The sequence below is a fragment of the Pseudomonas sp. B21-035 genome, assembly GCF_024748945.1.
Lineage (GTDB): Bacteria > Pseudomonadota > Gammaproteobacteria > Pseudomonadales > Pseudomonadaceae > Aquipseudomonas.
Map to the genome: position 1 here is coordinate 4,345,911 of NZ_CP087179.1, position 17,242 is coordinate 4,363,152.

Here is a 17,242-nt window from a genome sequence, read left to right on the forward strand (position 1 = left end):
AAAAAGGCAGCCAAAGGCTGCCTTTTTGCTTACTTAGTGAGACACCGCACCGCTGGCACCCAGGCCAGTCTGCGAGCGCACGAACTGCGGGAAGAACAGCGCACGTTCGTCATCGGCGGCCTTGGACTTGTCGGTGATCGAGAAGAACCAGATACCGGTAAAGGCAATGATCATCGAGAACAGCGCCGGGTACTCGTACGGGTAGATCGCCTTCTCGTGGCCGAGGATCTGCACCCAGATGGTCGGGCCGAGGATCATCAGCGCCACGGCACTGATCAGGCCCATCCAGCCACCGATCATGGCGCCACGGGTGGTCAGTTTCTTCCAGTACATCGACAGCAGCAGTACCGGGAAGTTACAGCTGGCAGCGATGGAGAACGCCAGGCCGACCATGAAGGCGATGTTCTGGCTTTCAAACAGGATGCCCAGGCCGATCGCCAACACGCCAAGGGCGACGGTGGTGATCTTCGACACGCGGATCTCATCCTTCTCGTTGGCTTTGCCCTTCTTGATCACGCTGGCATACAGGTCGTGGGACACTGCCGAGGCACCGGCCAGGGTCAGGCCGGCAACCACCGCCAGGATGGTGGCGAAGGCCACTGCCGAGATGAAACCGAGGAACACGCTGCCACCCACGGCATCGGCCAGGTGCACCGCCGCCATGTTGTTGCCGCCGATCAGGGCGCCGGCAGCGTCCTTGAACTCAGGGTTGGTGCTGACCAGCAGGATCGCGCCGAAGCCGATGATGAAGGTCAGGATGTAGAAGTAGCCGATGAAACCGGTGGCGTACAGCACGCTCTTGCGCGCTTCCTTGGCGTCGCTGACAGTGAAGAAGCGCATCAGGATGTGCGGCAGGCCAGCGGTACCGAACATCAGCGCCAGGCCCAGCGAAAACGCCGAGATCGGATCTTTGACCAGCCCGCCCGGGCTCATGATCGCTTCACCTTTGGGGTGAACCTTGATCGCTTCGGAGAACAGCGCGTTGAAGTCGAAGTTGACGTGCTTCATCACCATCAGCGCCATGAAGCTAGCACCGGAGAGCAGCAGCACGGCCTTGATGATCTGTACCCAGGTGGTCGCGAGCATGCCGCCGAACAGCACATACATGCACATCAGGATGCCCACCAGGATCACCGCGACGTGGTAGTCCAGGCCGAACAGCAGCTGAATCAGCTTGCCGGCACCGACCATCTGCGCGATCAGGTAGAAGGCCACCACCACCAGCGAGCCCGAGGCCGACAGGGTGCGGATTTCCTTCTGCCCGAGGCGATACGAGGCGACGTCGGCAAAGGTGTATTTACCCAGGTTGCGCAGGCGCTCGGCGATCAGGAAGAGAATGATCGGCCAGCCGACCAGGAAGCCGATCGAGTAGATCAGGCCATCGTAACCGGAGGTGAACACCAGGGCGGAAATACCCAGGAAGGATGCGGCCGACATATAGTCGCCGGCAATCGCCAGGCCGTTCTGGAAACCGGTGATGCGCCCGCCGGCGGCATAGTAGTCGGAAGCGGACTTGTTACGCTTGGACGCCCAGTAGGTGATGCACAGGGTGGCACCGACGAAGGCGACGAACATGACGATCGCCGAGACGTTCAAGGGTTGTTTCTGCACCGCGCCGGTGAGGGCGTCAGCGGCCCAGACGGCGGGTGCAAAAACGCCGAAGGCCAGGGTTGCCAGTAGACGCCGGATCATTGCTGAGCCTCCTTGAGGATCGCCTTGTTCATCTCGTCGAACTCGCCATTGGCGCGACGCACGTAGATGGCCGTGAGGATGAAAGCCGAGATGATCAGACCGACACCAAGGGGAATACCCCAGGTGATCGACGAGTCAGGGCTGAGCTTGGCACCGAGAATATGCGGGCCATAGGCAATCAACAGGATGAAGGCGGCGTAGAGACCGAGCATGATCGCCGAGAGAATCCAGGCGAAACGTTCGCGTTTTGAAACCAGCTCCTTGAACCGCGGGCTGTTTTGTATCGAGAGGTAAATGCTGTCGTTCATTGTTTTTGTCCTCGCAGCACAGATTAGGTAGTACCCACTCCACTTTATGCTGCCTTCGAACGCACTCCAGACGACCTTAGTCTTAGATGCAAAACTCTTTTACCGATTCGGTAACAGCCTGAAACGACAAGGGCCGCACCGGCGTTTCGCGGGTGCGGCCCTGGAAGGTGCCAGATAGAGGCTTTAAGCCATTATTTGCCGGTCCACTCGGCTACGCGTTCCGGGTGCTTGGCCACCCAGTCCTTGGCTGCGGCTTCAGGTTTTGCGCCCTCTTGAATGGCCAACATGACCTCACCGATTTCATCCTTGGACTGCCACTGGAATTTCTTCAGGAACGCCGCCACTTCCGGCGCCTTGCTGTCCAGTTCCTTGCTGCCGATGCTGTTGACGGTTTCGGCGGCGCCATACACGCCTTTGGGGTCTTCGAGGAACTTGAGCTTCCACTTGGCGAACATCCAGTGCGGCACCCAGCCGGTCACCGCGATCGATTGCTGCTTGGCATAGGCGCGGCCAAGCTCTGCGGTCATCGCCGCGCCAGAGCTTGCCTGCAGTTTGTAGCCGGTGAGGTCGTAGTCCTTGATGGCCTGGTCGGTCTTGAGCATGACCCCGGAGCCTGCGTCGATGCCGACGATTTTCTGTTTGAAGCTGTCATCGGTCTTGAGGTCGGCCACCGAGCTGGCCTTGACGTATTCGGGGACGATCAGGCCGATCTTGGCATCCTTGAAGTTGGGGCCGTAGTCGACCACGTTGTCCTTGTTCTTGGTCCAGTATTCGCCATGGGTTACCGGCAACCAGGCCGAGAGCATGGCGTCGAGCTTGCCGGTGGCCACCCCCTGCCACATGATGCCGGTGGCCACGGCCTGCAGTTTGACGTCATAGCCGAGCTTCTGCCTGATGACTTCGGCGGCGACGTTGGTGGTCGCCACACTGTCGGACCAGCCATCGACATAGCCGATGCTCACTTCCTTGGCCAGCGCTTGCCCCGCGCCAATGGCCAGTACCAGGGCGGTGCCCACCCCCAGGAGTCGTCGCATTTTCATCCAAGCATCCCCTCGTCACGTCACGGAAGCTGCATCATCAACCGCGCATGGTCGCTGACCTGCTCTGGTAGCGACCTCGGGACAACGAGAAACGACATCACATCGCCAGCCATTGAAATCGTTACATCAAGCAACACCCACCCTGACGATCTTTGTAGCCCAAGGCTTTGGCCGGCGCCATTTGCGGGTACTATTGACGGCTTTGTTTCCAGACGGTCTGTTCCATGTCCTCGACTGCGCGCTTCCCGCTATTACCCTACCTGTTCGCCTGCCTGCTGGGCCTGTTCGCCCTCGGAGGGCTGTGGTACGGCCTGGGCAAGCCGGTGGTGCTGCCGGATGCGGCCAGCGCGTCGCACAAGCTGCAGTGCGCCTCCTACACCCCGTTCGACAAGGACCAGTCGCCGTTCGACCAACCGTTCCAGCTGCGCCCGGCGCGCATGGACGCCGACCTGGCCTTGCTGGCCGAGCGTTTCGAGTGCATCCGCACCTACTCGATGACCGGCCTTGAGGCCATCCCCGACCTTGCCCGCAAGCATGGCCTGAAGGTGATGCTCGGCGCCTGGATCAACGCCAACCCGGTGGATTCGCAAAAAGAGGTCAAGGCCCTGATCGCCTCGGCCAATGCCAACCCGGATGTGGTCAAGGCGGTGATCGTCGGCAACGAAACCCTGCTGCGCAAGGAAGTCACCGGCCCGCAACTGGCGGCGCTGATCAACCAGGTGAAAAGCCAGGTCAGCGTGCCGGTGACCTACGCCGATGTCTGGGAGTTCTGGCTGCAACACCCCGAGATCGCTCCGGCGGTGGACTTCCTGACCATCCACCTGCTGCCCTACTGGGAAGATGACCCGAAGAGCATCGACGATGCCCTGGTGCACGTCGGCGAGATCCGCCAGGTGTTCGGCAACCGCTTCGCGCCCAAGGAGATCGTCATTGGCGAAACCGGCTGGCCGAGCGAAGGCCGCCAGCGCGAAACCGCCCTGCCCAGCCGGGTCAACGAGGCACGCTTCATTCGCGGCTTCGTCGCCATGGCCGAACAGCACGGCTGGCAGTACAACCTGATCGAAGCTTTCGACCAGCCCTGGAAACGTGCCAGCGAAGGCGCCGTGGGCGGCTACTGGGGCCTGTATGACGCCGACCGCCAGGACAAGGGCATCCTTGAAGGGCCGGTGAGCAACCTGGCGTTCTGGCCGCAGTGGCTGGGCGCAGGTGTCGTGCTGTTCGCCGCCACCCTGCTGCTGGCCGGGCGCGTACGCGGCACTCGCAGCGCTTTGCTGTTGCCACTGCTGGCGGCCCTGGCTGCGGCCAGCCTGGGCCTGTGGGGCGAACAGTTGCGCATCAACAGCCGCTTTGTCGGCGAGTGGGTCTGGGCGATTGTGCTGGAGGGCCTGAACCTGCTGGTGCTCGCCCATGCTGCGCTGGCCTTGTCGCAACGCCAGGGCTGGCGCCAGCGGGCCTTCGCCTGGCTCCAAGCGCGTGGCGGCTGGTGGTTGCTGGCGGCGGGTTTTGCCGCGGCGGTGAGCATGCTGGCGCTGGTGTTCGACCCGCGTTATCGCAGCTTCCCCAGCCCCGCCTTGCTGTTGCCGGCAGTGGTGTACCTGCTGCGGCCGGTGGCGGCACGCCGGGGCGAAGCGGCCTTGCTGGCGTTGATCATCGGCGCCGGCATCGCCCCGCAGCTGTACCGTGAAGGGCTGAGCAACCAGCAGGCGCTGGTCTGGGCCGGGGTGAGCGTGCTGATGGTGGCGGCGTTGTGGCGTAGCTTGCGGGTTCGGGTTCAGCAGTGAACCATCGCGGGGCAAGTCGGATCGCCGCACCGCCGCTCCCACAGAGATCACTGTAGGAGCGGCGGTGCGACGACTCGACTTGACCCGCGATAAGACAACTAACGCCGTACCAGCCGCAACCCCGCCAGCACCACGGCAAACACGGCAATGCTCGCGGTGTACAGCACCAATGCCGGCACCCCGCACACCAGTGCCGCCACCGCCAGGCGCCAACCCGCGCGCCCTGGCACCAGCATGGCCAGCAGTGCCAGGCCCAGGGCCGACCAGGCCACGATCCTGAAGTGAATCATCAACCCCATCAGCGAACGCGCCTGGCAGCCCCACAGTTGTGCCTGGTCGGTGCAGGTCGCCACCCAGTGGGCATCTTCCATCAGCACATAACGCAGCCCATAGCTTGCCGCCAGCCACAAGGGCAGAAACACCAGCAATGCGATCAGCGGTAAACGGCGGGACATGCGACACTCCAGAAACATGAAAATCGGCGCCCAGCATAATCGTCCGGGGCGTCTATGCAAGGCAAAAGCGCCAGCCTCAGCTACTTTGTCCTGTAGATAAATGGAACCAATTGTTGCGAATCCTCATTGGACGGCGGCAACATCTGGGACGATAAATGCCGGAGCGCCAGGCAACTTTGCCGGGGCCACCATGGTCCTAGCCTGCGTAACGCACTTTGCTGCTGCATTTTTGGGGATCCGTCATGCTTCGTTCTCTGCGCCTCGCTGCCCTGTTGGGTGGCTTTATCTCGAGTGCGTGCGCTTGGGCACAAACCATCGACGCGGCCAGTTACGGCTATCCGTTGACCAACCCGTTCGAGGCGACCATCGCCACGACGCCGCCGGAGCTACGCCCGGAGCTGCCTAGCGACGACGACATCACCCAGTCCGACTACAGCCTGAACATGCGCCCGGAACGGGCCTTCACCCTGCCCGACAATTTCTGGCCGGTGAAAAAGCTCAAGTATCGCCTGGCCCGCCAGGACCACGAGGCGCCGCTGATTTTCCTGATTGCCGGCACCGGCGCGCCCTACTCCAGCAGCATCAACGAGTACCTGAAAAAGCTCTACTACAAGGCTGGCTACCACGTGGTGCAGTTGTCATCGCCGACCAGCTTCGACTTCATCACCGCCGCCTCGCGCTACGCCACCCCAGGGGTGACCAAGGAAGACGCCGAAGACCTTTACCGGGTGATGCAGGGCGTGCGCGCTCAGCACCCGCGCCTGCCGGTCAGCGAGTACTACCTCAGCGGCTACAGCCTCGGCGCCCTGGATGCGGCGTTTGTCAGCCACCTGGATGAAACCCGGCGCAGCTTCAACTTCAAGCGCGTGCTGCTGCTCAACCCGCCGGTCAACCTCTACACCTCGATCAGCAACCTCGACAAGCTGGTGCAGACCGAGGTCAAGGGCGTCAACAACAGCACCACCTTCTATGAGCTGGTGCTCAACAAGCTGACCCGCTACTTCCAGCAGAAGGGCTACATCGACCTCAACGATGCGCTGCTGTACGACTTCCAGCAGTCACGCCAGCACCTGTCCAACGAGCAGATGGCAATGGTCATCGGCACCTCGTTCCGTTTCTCGGCGGCCGATATCGCCTTTACCTCCGACCTGATCAACCGCCGCGGCCTGATCATCCCGCCCAAGTACCCGATCACCGAAGGCAGTAGCCTCACGCCGTTCTTCAAGCGCGCGTTGCAATGCGACTTCGACTGCTACCTGACCGAGCAGGTGATCCCCATGTGGCGTGCCCGCACCGACGGCGGCAGCCTGTTGCAACTGGTCGACCAGGTCAGCCTCTACGCGCTCAAGGACTACCTGCAACAGAGCCCGAAAATCGCCGTGATGCACAACGCCGACGACGTCATCCTCGGCCCTGGCGACCTGGGCTTCCTGCGCAGCGCCTTCGGCGATCGCCTGACCCTGTACCCCCACGGCGGCCATTGCGGCAACCTCAATTATCGCGTCAACAGCGACGCCATGCTGGAGTTCTTCCGTGGTTAAACGCCTACTGATCATTAGCGCGCTGCTGGCCTGCGGCCTGGCCCAGGCGGCTGAAGAAACCGCACCGCGCGCCAGCGTCATCGAAGCCGATCCGGTCGATGCCGATGGCTTCACCGAACCGCTCAAGGCACTCAAGTTCAACCCCGGCCTGGACCAGCGCGAATTCGAACGCTCGACCCTGGCGGCGCTGAACGTCTACGACCCGCTGGAATCGATGAACCGGCGCATTTACCACTTCAACTACCGCTTCGACCAATGGGTGTTCCTGCCGGTGGTCAACGGCTACCGCTACATCACCCCGCACTTTGTGCGCAGCGGCGTGAGCAACTTCTTCAGTAACGTCGGCGATGTGCCGAACCTGCTCAACAGCCTGCTGCAGCTCAAGGGCAAGCGCTCGATGGAAATCACCGCGCGCCTGCTGCTCAACACCACCATCGGCGTCGCCGGCCTGTGGGACCCGGCAAGCAAAATGGGCCTGCCGCACCAGAGCGAGGATTTCGGCCAGACCCTGGGCTTCTACGGCGTGCCGGAAGGCCCATACCTGATGCTGCCGATCATCGGCCCGTCGAACCTGCGCGATACCGGTGGCCTGGCGGTGGACTATGGCGCCGAGAACTGGATCAACTTCCTCAACGTCGCCGAAGTCAGCAGCAACCATCCGGAAGTCTGGGTACTGCGCGCCGTCGACAAGCGCTACACCACCAGCTTCCGCTATGGCCAGCTCAACTCGCCGTTCGAGTACGAGAAGGTGCGCTACGTCTACACCGAGGCGCGCAAGCTGCAGATCGCCGAGTAAGCGCCCTCAGCTGGGCGCCGGCAGGCCAAGAAAGCCGCACAGCTCGCGGCGCTTGGCCAGGGCGTCGCGGCGCCCGAGTTCGATCAGCTCGCTGCAATAGCCGGCTTCGAACAGCAGGTAGCTGAGCACCCCGGCGCCGCTGGTTTTGGTCGCCCCCGGGCCGCGCAGAAACAGCCGCAGCGCCGCCGGCAATTCACGTCGGTGGCGGGCGGCGATCTCGTCCAGCGGCTGGCTGGGCGCAACCACCAGCACCTCGACCGGCGCCAGGCCCAGGCGCCGGCGTTCCAGGTGCTCGGGCATCAGGTGGCTAAGGTGGTTGAGCCGCTGCAGCAGCTCGATATCGTCTTCCAGGCTGTCAATGAAGGTGCTGTTGAGCATGTGCCCGCCGATCTGTGCCAGGCTCGGCTGCTGGCCGCTGAAGATGCGCTGGCGCATTTCGCCTTCATGGGGCCGCTGCGGGTTGCCGCTGACCCCGACCACCAGTACCCGGCTGGCGCCCAGGTGCAGGGCCGGGCTGATCGGCGCCGACTGGCGCACCGCGCCATCACCGAAGAATTCCTCACCGAGCTTGACCGGAGCGAACAGCAAGGGGATCGCCGAACTGGCCAGCAGGTGCTCGACGCTCAGGCGGGTCGGCAGGCCGATACGCCGGTGGCGCAGCCAGGGGTCGATGGCGCCCTTGCCCTGGTAGAAGGTCACCGCCTGGCCGGACTCGTAGCCAAAGGCCGTCACCGCCACCGCGCGCAGGTGCTGCTGCTCGATGGCGTGGCTGATGCCGTTGAGGTCCAGGTGCTGGCTGAGCAGTGTGCGCAACGGCGAGCTGTCGAGCAGCGCCACCGGAACCGGCGCGCCGAGACCAAGCAGGCTGTGGCCGACGAAGCGGCTGGCCTGGCGGATCACCCCGGGCCAGTCGCTGCGCAGCACCTGATGGCTGCGAAAGCCCTGCCAGAAACTGGTCAGGCGGCGGATCGCGTCAGCAAAATGAGTGGCGCCGCTGGCCAGGGTCACGGCATTGATGGCGCCGGCCGAGGTGCCGACGATCACCGGGAAGGGGTTGGCGGCACCGGGCGGCAGCAGGTCGGCAATGCCGGCCAGCACACCGACCTGGTAGGCGGCGCGGGCGCCGCCGCCGGAGAGGATCAAGCCGGTGATCGGTTCAGCCATTTTACCTTCCTGGATTTTTGGTGAATTCATCGCGGGTCAAGCCCGCTCCCACAGATAGTTGTGGGAGCGGCGGTGCGACGACTCGACTTGACCCGCGATAGCCTCAACGCCGTTTTTCGTAGAGCTTCGGCGCCCCCGGCGGACGCGACTTGAAGCGCCGATGCGCCCACAGGTACTGCTCCGGGCATTCGCGCAGCGCCGTTTCGATCCACTGGTTGATGCGCAGGCAGTCGGCCTCTTCGGTCTCACCAGGGAAGTCCGCAAGCGGCGGATGAATCACCAGCCGGTAACCGCTGCCATCGGCCAGGCGCTGCTGGGTGAAGGGGATCACCCGAGCCTTGCCCAGGCGGGCGAACTTGGTGGTGGCGGTGACGGTCGCCGCTTCGATGCCGAACAGCGGCACGAACAGGCTCTGCTTGGCGCCGTAGTCCTGGTCGGGTGCGTACCAGATGGCACGGCCGGCGCGCAGCAGCTTGAGCATGCCGCGCACGTCCTCGCGCTCTACCGCCAGCGAATCGAGGTTGTGCCGCTCGCGGCCACGGCGCTGGATGAAGTCGAACACCGGGTTGCCGTGCTCGCGGTACATGCCGTCGATGGTGTGTTCCTGCCCCAGCAGCGCGGCGCCGATCTCCAGGGTGGTGAAGTGCAGGGCCATGAGGATGGCACCCTGGCCATCACGCTGGGCGGCCTGCAGGTGCTCGAGCCCTTCGATGTGCGCCAGGCGCGCCAACCGGGCCTTTGGCCACCACCAGCTCATGGCCATTTCGAAGAAGGCGATGCCGGTGGAAGCGAAATTTTCCTTGAGCAGGCGCTGCCGTTCGACGGACGGTAGCTTGGGGAAACACAGTTCCAGGTTGCGCGCCGCGATGTAGCGGCGTTCGCCGGCCACCAGGTACATCAGCGCCCCCAGGGCACGGCCGATCACCAGCAAGGCCCGGTACGGCAGCTGCACGATCAGCCACAGCAGGCCCAGGCCCAGCCACAGCGGCCAGAAGCGCGGGTGCAGAAAGTAACGACGAAAACGCGGGCGATCCATTAAAGATTCCGGAAAGACAAGGGCCGGGCATTCTACAACGGTTCGGCACGGGTTGCGGCCAACCGGTGTTCTCGTTATAAGTCTGGGCACTTTTTCGTAACAAGCCGCCCTAATGCAGACCATGAGCCAAACCCAAACGCCAGACCAAGACCCCGTGTTCCAGCTCAAGGGCAGCATGCTCGCCATTACCGTGCTCGAGCTCGCCAGGAACAACCTCGAAGGCCTCGACCGGCAGTTGGCGGCCAAGGTCGCCCAGGCGCCGAATTTCTTCAGCAATACCCCGCTGGTACTGGCCCTGGACAAGCTCCCGGCCGGCGAAGGCGCGGTCGACTTGCCCGGGCTGATGCGCGTCTGCCGCCATCACGGCCTGCGCACCCTGGCCATCCGCGCCAGCCGTATCGAAGACATTGCCGCGGCGATCGCCATCGACCTGCCGGTGCTGCCGCCCTCCGGTGCCCGTGAGCGGCCGCTGGAGCCGGAGCCGGAAGTGAAGAAGCCCGAGCCTGCGCCCGCCCCCGTGGCGCCGCCGGAGCCGGCCATCCGCCCGACCAAGATCATCACCACCCCGGTACGCGGCGGCCAGCAGATCTACGCTCAGGGTGGCGATCTGGTAGTAGTGTCGTCGGTCAGCCCGGGCGCGGAACTTCTCGCCGATGGCAACATCCATGTGTACGGTGCAATGCGTGGGCGGGCACTGGCCGGGATCAAGGGCAATACCCGGGCGCGGATCTTCTGCCAGCAGCTGACCGCCGAGATGGTCTCGATCGCCGGGCAATACAAGGTCTCCGAAGACCTGCGCCGCGATCCGCTGTGGGGGGCCGGGGTACAGGTCAGCCTGTCCGGTGACGTGTTGAACATCACCCGTCTTTAACGGATACTTGCCGCCATTTTCTGCGCAACTTTTTTCGATGTTGCCGTTTTTTGTATTTTTTGGGACTCGACGTCCTTTTCTTTAGGGGTGAAACACCTTGGCCAAGATTCTCGTGGTTACATCCGGCAAGGGTGGTGTGGGTAAGACCACCACCAGCGCCGCTATTGGTACCGGCCTCGCACTGCGCGGCCACAAGACTGTCATCGTCGACTTCGACGTCGGCCTGCGTAACCTCGACCTGATCATGGGCTGCGAACGCCGCGTGGTGTACGACTTCGTCAACGTCGTCAACGGCGAAGCCAACCTGCAGCAAGCGCTGATCAAGGACAAGCGCCTTGAGAACCTCTACGTGCTGGCCGCCAGCCAGACCCGCGACAAGGACGCGCTGACCCAGGAAGGCGTGGAAAAAGTCCTGATGCAGCTCAAAGAGGACTTCGAATACGTGGTCTGCGACTCGCCGGCCGGTATCGAGAAAGGCGCCCACTTGGCCATGTACTTCGCTGACGAAGCGATCGTCGTGACCAACCCGGAAGTCTCCTCGGTACGTGACTCGGACCGTATGCTGGGCCTGCTGGCGAGCAAATCGCGCCGCGCCGAACGCAACGAAGACCCGATCAAGGAACACCTGCTGATCACCCGCTACCACCCGGAGCGCGTCAGCCAGGGCGAAATGCTCGGCGTCGAAGACGTCAAGGAAATCCTCTCGGTGGCCCTGCTGGGCGTGATCCCTGAATCCCAGGCGGTGCTCAAGGCATCCAACCAGGGCGTACCGGTCATCCTTGACGACCAGAGCGATGCTGGCCAGGCCTATAGCGATACCGTTGACCGCCTGCTGGGCAAAAACGTGGAACATCGGTTCCTTGATGTGAAGAAGAAGGGATTCTTCGAGCGCCTGTTTGGAGGCAACTAACCAATGAACCTTTTTGACTTCTTTCGTGCCAGCAAAAAAGTAAGCACCGCCTCGGTCGCGAAAGAGCGTCTACAGATCATCGTGGCGCACGAGCGCGGTCAGCGCAGTACTCCGGACTACCTGCCAGCCCTGCAGAAGGAACTGGTGGAAGTGATCCGCAAGTACGTCAACATCGGCTCCGATGATGTGCAGGTCGCTCTGGAGAACCAGGGCAGCTGCTCGATCCTCGAACTCAACATCACCCTGCCCGATCGCTGATAGCGTTTTCGGGCACCCTGTGGGAGCGGGCTTGACCCGCGATTGCGATCTGCCAGTCATATCGCGTCGCGGGTCAAGCCCGCTCCCACAGCTATTTTGGAACACGCAATGCCGCTGTCCAACGTACACATCCTGCATGAAGATGACGCCATCCTGGTGATCAACAAGCCGACCCTACTGCTGTCCGTACCGGGCCGGGCCGAAGACAACAAGGATTGCCTGATCACCCGCCTGCAGGAAAACGGCTACCCCGATGCCCTGATCGTCCACCGCCTGGACTGGGAAACCTCGGGGATCATCCTCCTGGCCCGCGACGCCGACAGTCATCGCGAACTGTCCCGGCAGTTCCACGACCGCGAAACCGAGAAGGCCTACACCGCACTGTGCTGGGGCCAGCCGCAGCTCGACAGCGGCAGCATCGACCTGCCGCTGCGCTACGACCCGCCGACCAAGCCACGGCACGTGGTCGACCATGAGCAGGGCAAGCATGCCCTGACCTTCTGGCGCATCGTCGAGCGCTGTGGCGATCATTGCCGGGTCGAGCTGACGCCGATCACCGGGCGCTCGCACCAGTTGCGCGTGCACATGCTGTCGATCGGTCATCCGTTGCTGGGTGATCGCCTGTATGCCTGCCCCGAGGCGCTGGCGGCCCATGAGCGGCTGTGCCTGCATGCAAGCATGCTGAGCTTTACCCACCCGGTGTCCGGGGAGCGGTTGCGCTTCGAGTGTCCGGCGCCGTTTTGACGGTGCCAGCGGCAAGCTTCAAGCTTCAAGCTTCAAGCAGTCACCCTGCATTGAGTTGCGCCGCCTCTTGCAGCTTGCAGCTCACCCGCTAAAATGCCGCCACTGCTGTCTGGAGTGACCTATGCGCGATGCACTGAATCAAGGCCTGATCGACTTCCTCAAGGCCTCCCCTACGCCGTTCCATGCCACCGCCGCCCTGGCCCAGCGCCTCGATGCCGCCGGTTACCAGCGCCTGGACGAGCGCGACAGCTGGGCCACCGTGGCCGGCGGTCGCTACTACCTGACCCGCAACGATTCCTCGATCATCGCCTTCAAGCTCGGCCGTCACTCGCCGCTGCTCGACGGCATCCGCCTGGTCGGCGCCCACACCGACAGCCCGTGCCTGCGGGTCAAGCCGCAGCCCGAACTGCAGCGCCAGGGCTTCTGGCAGCTGGGCGTGGAAGTCTACGGTGGCGCCCTGCTGGCGCCGTGGTTCGACCGTGACCTGTCGCTGGCCGGGCGGGTAACCTTCCGCCGTGACGGCAAGGTCGAAAGCCAGCTGGTCGATTTCAAGCTGCCGATCGCAGTGATCCCGAACCTGGCTATCCACCTCAATCGCACCGCCAACGAAGGCTGGGCGATCAACCCGCAGACCGAGCTGCCGCCGATCCTGGCCCAGGTGGCTGGTGACGAGCGCGTCGATTTTCGTGCCCTGCTTACCGACCAGCTGGCCCGCGAGCACGGCCTGAACGCCGATGTGGTGCTGGACTACGAACTGAGCTTCTACGACACCCAGAGCGCCGCCCTGATTGGCCTGCATGGCGAGTTCATCGCCGGCGCACGCCTGGACAACCTGCTGTCGTGCTATGCCGGCCTGCAGGCGCTGCTCAACGCCGACAGCGATGAAACCTGCGTGCTGGTGTGCAACGACCACGAAGAGGTGGGTTCCTGCTCGGCCTGTGGCGCCGACGGGCCGATGCTCGAACAGACCCTGCGCCGCCTGCTGCCCGACGGCGACGACTTCGTCCGCGCGATCCAGCGCTCGCTGCTGGTCTCGGCCGACAACGCCCACGGCGTGCACCCCAACTATGCCGAGAAGCACGACGGCAATCACGGGCCCAAGCTCAATGCCGGCCCGGTGATCAAGGTCAACAACAACCAGCGCTACGCCACCAACAGCGAAACCGCCGGCTTCTTCCGCCACCTGTGCATGGCCGAGGAAGTACCGGTGCAAAGCTTCGTGGTGCGCAGCGACATGGGTTGCGGCTCGACCATCGGCCCGATCACCGCCAGCCACCTGGGCGTGCGCACCGTCGACATCGGCCTGCCGACCTTCGCCATGCACTCGATCCGCGAGCTGTGCGGCAGCCAGGACCTGGCGCACCTGGTGAAAGTGCTGACGGCGTTCTATCGCAGTCGCGATTTGCCTTGATGAAAGCATCGCGGGTCAAGTCGACCCGCGATGAGGCCCGCCAGCCTGACCCCGATCAACCCCTCGCCGGCGAATCCCGCTATGCTTGAGCCATAACTCTCAAGTAAGGACCTTGCCGCATGTCAGCCTTTGCCTCCCTGTTCCTTCCGGTCATCGCCGGCCTGATCCTGCTGACCGTAGGCTTCAACCTGCGCGATCGCAATATCGGCGTGTTGATGATGTGGGTCGGCACCCTGGGCATGATCGGCATCATGTGCTGGAAGATCCTCGAGAAACTCAACTGACAAATACACTACACTCGGACGATTGATCGTTTTGAGGTTGATTGTCCGGTGCCTGTCTTTTTCCGCGTTTTTCTCCTGCTCCTGCCCTTGCTCTTCGTTGCGCCCGCGCACGCCGCCGGCCTGCCGGGCCTGCTCGGTGGCGGCAGCAAGGCCCAGCCCGAAGCTAGCGAACCCCTGGGCCAGTCACTGGACGAAGTCATCAAGAGCCTGGAGAACGACCAGCAGCGGGCCAAGCTGCTGGCCGACCTGAAAAAACTGCGCGACAGCACCAAACAGGCGCAACCCAGCGCCGAACAAGGCGTACTGGGCCTTATCGGCACGACCTTCGGCGAGCTGGAAAAACAGTTCAGCGGTGAGGCCAGCCCGTTCAACCGCTGGACCCGCGAGCTGGAGCTGGCGCAGATCGAGCTCGACGCCCGACTGGTGCCCTGGCACGAATGGCCACCGATCCTCTTTGGCTTTGCCGCGATCATCGCCCTGTGGAGCCTGCTGGCCTACGCCCTGAACTGGGTCGGCCACCAGGTCCGGCTGCGCTTTGGCCTGACCGAAGAACTGCCACAACACCCGCGCACCTGGGATCTGGTGCGCTTCGCCTTGCGCAAGCTCGGGCCCTGGCTGGTGGCGCTGGTGATCACCGTGTACCTGAGCTTTGCCCTGCCCTCGTCACTGGGCAAGTCGATGGCCATGGTCCTGGCCTACGCGCTGGTGGTCGGTACCTGCTTCTCGGCAATCTGCGTCATCGCCTTCTCCCTGCTTGACGGCCCGCACCGCCACCGCGCCCTGCACATCCTGCGCCACCAGGCGTTCCGCCCGCTGTGGCTGATTGGCAGCTTCGCCGCCTTCGGCGAGGCCATGAACGACCCGCGCATGGCCAGCGCCCTGGGCGATCACCTCTCGCACACCCTGGCGACCCTGGCCAACATCCTCGCCGGGCTGTCGACCGGGTTGTTCATCCTGCGCTTTCGCCGGCCCATCGCCCACCTGATCCGCAACCAGCCGCTGTCACGACGGCTGACCCGCCGGGCCTTGAGCGACACCATCGAAATCCTTGGCACTTTCTGGTACCTGCCGGCGCTGGTGCTGGTGGCGATTTCGCTGTTTGCCACGTTCATTTCCGCCGGCGACACCAGCACTGCCCTGCGCCAGTCACTGATGTGCACGGTGCTGCTGATCTTGTGCATGGTCATCAACGGCCTGGTCCGTCGCCACGGGCTCAAGCCGCAACGGGCCAACCGCCGCCAGGCGGTGTACTCGGAGCGCTTGCGCAGCTTTGGCTACACCCTGGTGCACCTGGGCATCTGGCTGGTGTTCATCGAACTTGGCTTGCGCGTCTGGGGCTTTTCGCTGATCACCTTCACCGAGGGCGAAGGCCATGAGGTGGCGGTGCGCCTGTTCGGCCTGGCCGGCACCCTGATCGCCGCCTGGCTGGTGTGGATTCTCGCCGACACCGCCGTGCACCACGCCCTCACCCGCTCGCGCAAAGGCCTGGCCAACGCTCGTGCGCAAACCATGATGCCGCTGATCCGCAACGTGCTGTTCGTGACGATCTTCATCATTGCGGTGATCGTCGCCCTGGCCAACATGGGCATGAACGTAACCCCGCTGCTGGCCGGTGCCGGTGTCATCGGCCTGGCCATCGGTTTTGGCGCGCAATCGCTGGTCGCCGACCTGATCACCGGGCTGTTCATCATCATCGAAGACTCCCTGGCCATCGATGATTACGTCGATGTCGGCGGCCACCTGGGCACGGTCGAGGGCCTGACCATCCGTACCGTGCGCCTGCGCGATATCGACGGCATCGTCCACACCATCCCGTTCAGCGAGATCAAGAGCATCAAGAACTACTCCCGCGAGTTCGGCTACGCGATCTTTCGCGTGGCCATCCCGCACAGCATGAACATCGACCAGGCAATCACCCTGATCCGCGATGTCGGGCAGAAGATGCGCAACGACCCGCTGATGCGCCGCAACATCTGGTCGCCGCTGGAGCTGCAAGGGGTGGAGAGCTTCGAGTCGGGTTCGGCGATCCTGCGTGCGCGCTTCAAGACCGCGCCGATCAAGCAGTGGGAAGTGTCGCGAGCCTTCAACCTGGCGCTCAAGCGCCAGCTCGACGAATCCGGCCTGGACCTGGCTACCCCGCGCCTGAGCGTGCAGGTGATCACCGCCGACGCCAGCACACCGTTCAGCGAAAGCCCGCCCAAGTCCTAACCGGCTTGAGCCTTGATGCGGATTGCGTCATGGCGCCAGTACTCAAGGTCACAGTCGATCAGCCGCCCGTGCTGGTCGCTGTTGACCCGGGTAATGTGCAGGCCGGGGCTACCGGCCGACACTTTAAGCGCCAGCGCTGCCGCTACCGGCAAGGCGGTCGGCAGGATCTCGAAGCGCACCCGTCCGTACTCGATGCCGTAGTGGCCGGCATACAACTCGGTCAGCGAGCGGCTCAGGTCGTGCTCAAGAATGCCCGGGAAGTATTCGGGGTTCAGGTAGTGCTCGGCATACAGCACCGCCCGGCCATCGATCCGGCGTAACCGGCAGATCTGGATCACGCTCGACAGCGGCGCCAGTTGCAGCCGCGCACACACCGCTGCCGCTGCTGGCTGCAGGCGCGCCGACAACAACTCGGTACGCGCCTCGCGGCCCTGCTCGCGGACCATGGCATGAAAGTGGCTGCGCTCAATCAGGTCGTAGGTCAGGCGCTCGGGCGCGACGAACCAGCCGCGGCGTTCCTCGCGGTAAATCAAACCCCGCGCCTCCAGTTGCACCAGCGCCTCACGCAGGGTGATGCGCGTGGTGTCGAACACCTCGCTGAGCTTGCGCTCGGCCGGCAGCTTGCAGCCGGGCGACAGGAGGCCATGCTCAATCTGCTCCTGCAGGGCATGACAGATGGCTGTTACTGCTCGCGGTGGCAGTGGCTGCATCAAAGGTTACCTATCTGGACTAGTCCAGCCCCG

The 17,242-nt window shown here is 63.6% G+C and carries 17 protein-coding genes; 10 read left to right on the plus strand and 7 right to left on the minus strand.

The features are described 5' to 3' along the window. Positions 1-33 precede the first annotated feature (33 nt). From LOY22_RS19800 to LOY22_RS19810, 3 genes are all read right to left on the minus strand, one after another. Complete coding sequence (locus LOY22_RS19800) at positions 34-1,692, minus strand: cation acetate symporter (RefSeq protein WP_045195438.1); 1,659 nt, start codon at positions 1,690-1,692, stop codon at positions 34-36. Then, entirely contained in the window at positions 1,689-2,000 is a 312-nt protein-coding gene (locus tag LOY22_RS19805) for a DUF485 domain-containing protein (protein ID WP_038994010.1), read from the minus strand. The genes LOY22_RS19800 and LOY22_RS19805 overlap by 4 nt, the downstream gene beginning before the upstream one ends. Before the next feature lie 191 nt (positions 2,001-2,191). Continuing rightward, complete coding sequence (locus tag LOY22_RS19810) at positions 2,192-3,040, minus strand: glycine betaine ABC transporter substrate-binding protein (protein ID WP_045195441.1); 849 nt, start codon at positions 3,038-3,040, stop codon at positions 2,192-2,194. A gap of 224 nt (positions 3,041-3,264) precedes the next feature. Between LOY22_RS19810 and LOY22_RS19815 the strand changes: the two genes are divergently transcribed. After that, a complete protein-coding gene (locus tag LOY22_RS19815) occupies positions 3,265-4,821 on the plus strand; it encodes a beta (1-6) glucans synthase (RefSeq protein WP_258594545.1) in 1,557 nt (518 codons plus the stop codon). 98 nt (positions 4,822-4,919) lie between these two features. On the opposite strand, the gene LOY22_RS19820 is transcribed toward LOY22_RS19815, so the two are convergent. Further along, positions 4,920-5,276: a hypothetical protein gene (locus LOY22_RS19820; protein WP_093380385.1), complete on the minus strand. Its 357-nt coding sequence runs from the start codon at positions 5,274-5,276 to the stop codon at positions 4,920-4,922. Positions 5,277-5,518: 242 nt separating this feature from the next. Here LOY22_RS19820 and LOY22_RS19825 point away from each other — a divergent pair, with 242 nt between their 5' ends. Next, on the plus strand, positions 5,519-6,817 hold the full coding sequence (locus LOY22_RS19825; protein ID WP_045195447.1) for a hypothetical protein: 1,299 nt from the start codon (positions 5,519-5,521) through the stop codon (positions 6,815-6,817). Further along, positions 6,810-7,613 (plus strand): VacJ family lipoprotein, encoded by an 804-nt coding sequence (locus LOY22_RS19830; RefSeq protein ID WP_045195448.1) that lies wholly within the window; start codon positions 6,810-6,812, stop codon positions 7,611-7,613. Before LOY22_RS19825 ends, LOY22_RS19830 begins: the two co-directional genes overlap by 8 nt. A gap of 6 nt (positions 7,614-7,619) precedes the next feature. Here the strand turns inward: LOY22_RS19830 and LOY22_RS19835 are convergent, their stop codons facing one another. Then, the gene (locus LOY22_RS19835; protein WP_258594547.1) at positions 7,620-8,777 is read right to left on the minus strand and encodes a patatin-like phospholipase family protein; all 1,158 of its coding nucleotides are present in this window, start codon (positions 8,775-8,777) and stop codon (positions 7,620-7,622) included. A 103-nt stretch (positions 8,778-8,880) separates the two neighbouring features. After that, entirely contained in the window at positions 8,881-9,813 is a 933-nt protein-coding gene (locus LOY22_RS19840) for a lipid A biosynthesis lauroyl acyltransferase (protein ID WP_258594549.1), read from the minus strand. Between the two features lie 121 nt (positions 9,814-9,934). On the opposite strand from LOY22_RS19840, the gene minC reads away from it, so the two are divergent. From minC to LOY22_RS19875, 7 genes are all read left to right on the plus strand, one after another. Beyond that, entirely contained in the window at positions 9,935-10,684 is a 750-nt protein-coding gene (minC, locus tag LOY22_RS19845; RefSeq protein WP_093387360.1) for a septum site-determining protein MinC, read from the plus strand. A 97-nt stretch (positions 10,685-10,781) separates the two neighbouring features. Beyond that, positions 10,782-11,594 carry a septum site-determining protein MinD gene (gene minD / locus LOY22_RS19850; RefSeq protein WP_045195453.1) on the plus strand — a complete coding sequence of 271 codons (813 nt, stop codon included), beginning with the start codon at positions 10,782-10,784 and terminating at the stop codon, positions 11,592-11,594. A 3-nt stretch (positions 11,595-11,597) separates the two neighbouring features. Continuing rightward, the gene (gene minE / locus LOY22_RS19855) at positions 11,598-11,852 is read left to right on the plus strand and encodes a cell division topological specificity factor MinE (RefSeq protein WP_010224188.1); all 255 of its coding nucleotides are present in this window, start codon (positions 11,598-11,600) and stop codon (positions 11,850-11,852) included. Between the two features lie 108 nt (positions 11,853-11,960). After that, positions 11,961-12,596, plus strand: coding sequence for an RluA family pseudouridine synthase (locus tag LOY22_RS19860; protein WP_093380382.1), 636 nt, complete (start codon positions 11,961-11,963; stop codon positions 12,594-12,596). A 121-nt stretch (positions 12,597-12,717) separates the two neighbouring features. After that, entirely contained in the window at positions 12,718-14,007 is a 1,290-nt protein-coding gene (locus LOY22_RS19865; protein WP_045195457.1) for a M18 family aminopeptidase, read from the plus strand. 119 nt (positions 14,008-14,126) lie between these two features. Next, the gene (locus LOY22_RS19870; RefSeq protein WP_176794228.1) at positions 14,127-14,291 is read left to right on the plus strand and encodes a hypothetical protein; all 165 of its coding nucleotides are present in this window, start codon (positions 14,127-14,129) and stop codon (positions 14,289-14,291) included. Between the two features lie 48 nt (positions 14,292-14,339). After that, a complete protein-coding gene (locus LOY22_RS19875) occupies positions 14,340-16,499 on the plus strand; it encodes a mechanosensitive ion channel family protein (RefSeq protein ID WP_093380379.1) in 2,160 nt (719 codons plus the stop codon). Here LOY22_RS19875 and phnR read toward each other — a convergent pair. Continuing rightward, entirely contained in the window at positions 16,496-17,209 is a 714-nt protein-coding gene (phnR, locus tag LOY22_RS19880; RefSeq protein ID WP_213603493.1) for a phosphonate utilization transcriptional regulator PhnR, read from the minus strand. The two genes, LOY22_RS19875 and phnR, sit on opposite strands and share 4 nt — an antisense overlap. Positions 17,210-17,242: the final 33 nt, after the last annotated feature.

Bases quoted from the DNA above. Each gene is read 5' to 3' on its own strand.
- LOY22_RS19835 (WP_258594547.1), bottom strand. From the start codon at position 8,777: ATGGCTGAACCGATCACCGGCTTGATCCTCTCCGGCGGCGGCGCCCGC.
- LOY22_RS19860 (WP_093380382.1), top strand. From the start codon at position 11,961: ATGCCGCTGTCCAACGTACACATCCTGCATGAAGATGACGCCATCCTG.
- LOY22_RS19805 (WP_038994010.1), bottom strand. From the start codon at position 2,000: ATGAACGACAGCATTTACCTCTCGATACAAAACAGCCCGCGGTTCAAG.
- LOY22_RS19810 (WP_045195441.1), bottom strand. From the start codon at position 3,040: ATGAAAATGCGACGACTCCTGGGGGTGGGCACCGCCCTGGTACTGGCC.
- LOY22_RS19820 (WP_093380385.1), bottom strand. From the start codon at position 5,276: ATGTCCCGCCGTTTACCGCTGATCGCATTGCTGGTGTTTCTGCCCTTG.
- LOY22_RS19825 (WP_045195447.1), top strand. From the start codon at position 5,519: ATGCTTCGTTCTCTGCGCCTCGCTGCCCTGTTGGGTGGCTTTATCTCG.
- LOY22_RS19815 (WP_258594545.1), top strand. From the start codon at position 3,265: ATGTCCTCGACTGCGCGCTTCCCGCTATTACCCTACCTGTTCGCCTGC.
- minC (WP_093387360.1), top strand. From the start codon at position 9,935: ATGAGCCAAACCCAAACGCCAGACCAAGACCCCGTGTTCCAGCTCAAG.
- minE (WP_010224188.1), top strand. From the start codon at position 11,598: ATGAACCTTTTTGACTTCTTTCGTGCCAGCAAAAAAGTAAGCACCGCC.
- LOY22_RS19870 (WP_176794228.1), top strand. From the start codon at position 14,127: ATGTCAGCCTTTGCCTCCCTGTTCCTTCCGGTCATCGCCGGCCTGATC.
- LOY22_RS19800 (WP_045195438.1), bottom strand. From the start codon at position 1,692: ATGATCCGGCGTCTACTGGCAACCCTGGCCTTCGGCGTTTTTGCACCC.
- LOY22_RS19865 (WP_045195457.1), top strand. From the start codon at position 12,718: ATGCGCGATGCACTGAATCAAGGCCTGATCGACTTCCTCAAGGCCTCC.
- LOY22_RS19840 (WP_258594549.1), bottom strand. From the start codon at position 9,813: ATGGATCGCCCGCGTTTTCGTCGTTACTTTCTGCACCCGCGCTTCTGG.
- phnR (WP_213603493.1), bottom strand. From the start codon at position 17,209: ATGCAGCCACTGCCACCGCGAGCAGTAACAGCCATCTGTCATGCCCTG.